At 58.3% G+C, this 1,514-nt stretch carries 3 protein-coding genes and 1 pseudogene; all 4 read right to left on the reverse strand.

Annotated features, from left to right (window positions below):
- Positions 1 to 420: pseudogene (locus ACIQVE_RS29560) on the reverse strand (NADH-quinone oxidoreductase subunit L); the annotation flags it as partial.
- On the reverse strand, positions 417 to 725 hold the full coding sequence (nuoK, locus tag ACIQVE_RS29565; protein WP_003223790.1) for an NADH-quinone oxidoreductase subunit NuoK: 309 nt from the start codon (positions 723 to 725) through the stop codon (positions 417 to 419). The pseudogene ACIQVE_RS29560 and the gene nuoK, both read right to left, overlap by 4 nt.
- Before the next feature lie 3 nt (positions 726 to 728).
- Positions 729 to 1,229, reverse strand: a complete 501-nt coding sequence (nuoJ, locus tag ACIQVE_RS29570; protein ID WP_402815484.1) for an NADH-quinone oxidoreductase subunit J — start codon at positions 1,227 to 1,229, stop codon at positions 729 to 731.
- Positions 1,230 to 1,238: 9 nt separating this feature from the next.
- On the reverse strand, positions 1,239 to 1,514 hold a 276-nt coding region (locus ACIQVE_RS29575; RefSeq protein WP_402815486.1), incomplete at its 5' end, for a 4Fe-4S binding protein.

The following is a 1,514-nucleotide window of genomic DNA, read 5'->3' on the forward strand; positions in this document are numbered from 1 at the left end:
AAACAAAAGGAAAACGACCAGCACAATCAACACCATGCTTGCGAAAAACAGGTTGGTGTACGAGAAGAAGCGCGAGTAACCCGCTTCACCGCGCATGTACCAGGAGGCGAACAGGTGGATCAGGAAACCTACACCCACCACCACGCCGAGCATGGTGATCGACAGGCCGTCGACGTAGAGGGCGAAGTCAGGCTTGAAGCCTTCCACCGCCATCCATTGCCACAGCACCAGGGTGTAGTGACCGCCTTCGGGAGGTGCGACGTTGAATTGCCAGATGACGTAGGCGGTGACAATCGCCGACAAGCCAATGGAACCCACGCCGATCAGCGCCGAGAGGTTTTCCGACCAGCGTCCACGAGAGAACGACAGCAGCAGGAACCCGATCAGAGGGAATACGAAAGTCAGAAAGATTAGGTTCATCCGCGCATCTCACTGGCAGCGTCGATATCGAGCGTGTGGAAGCGGCGATACAGTTGCAGCAGGATCGCCAGACCAATACTGGCCTCGGCGGCTGCAAGGCTGATCACCAGGATGAACATGATCTGTCCATCCGGCTGGCCCCAACGGGCACCCGCAACGATGAAGGCCAGTGCAGAGGCGTTCATCATCACTTCCAGACTCATCAACACGAACAAAATGTTGCGGCGAACCATCAGGCCGACAAGGCCGAGGCAGAACAGGATGCCGGCAACCGCCAGACCATGCTCAAGAGGGATAGCAGGCATAAGTTACTCCGTCGCCTCGTTGCGGCCCAAATGGAACGCCGTGACGGCTGCGGCGAGCAGCAGCATCGAGGCGAGTTCGACCACCAGCAGATACGGGCCGAACAGGCTGATGCCCACGGCTTTGGCGTCTACAGTGGTGTGGCCGATGGACTGGCCGCTCTGGTGAGCGAACAGCACATACAGCAGTTCGGCCAGCAGCAGCGTGGCGAGAATCACCGGGCCGGCCCAGATACCGGGCTTGAGCCAGACGCGTTCCTGCTGAACCGCGGCGGGGCCGAGGTTGAGCATCATCACCACGAACACGAACAGCACCATGATGGCGCCGGCGTAGGCGATCACTTCCAGCACACCGGCGAACGGTGCGCCGAGGGCGAAGAACGTCATGGCCACGGCGATCAACGAGATGATCAGGTAGAGCAGGGCGTGCACAGGGTTGGTGTTGGTGACCACACGAAGCGTGGCCACAACAGCGATACCCGATGCGAAATAGAAAGCGAATTCCATCGTTCTTCCTTAAGGCAGCAAGCTCTTCACGTTGATCGGTTCGGCTTCGTTCTGTGCAGCGCCTTTCGGCTTGCCAGCGATTGCCATACCTGCAACACGATAGAAGTTGTAATCAGGGTTTTTGCCGGGGCCGGAGATCAAAAGATCTTCTTTCTCGTACACCAGGTCCTGACGTTTGAACTCGGCCATCTCGAAATCCGGAGTCAACTGGATTGCGGTGGTCGGACAGGCTTCCTCGCAGTGACCGCAGGAAATGCAGCGCGAGAAGTTGATACGGCCGAAGTC

This window comes from Pseudomonas sp. NPDC098747, from assembly GCF_044760045.1.
Lineage (GTDB): Bacteria > Pseudomonadota > Gammaproteobacteria > Pseudomonadales > Pseudomonadaceae > Aquipseudomonas.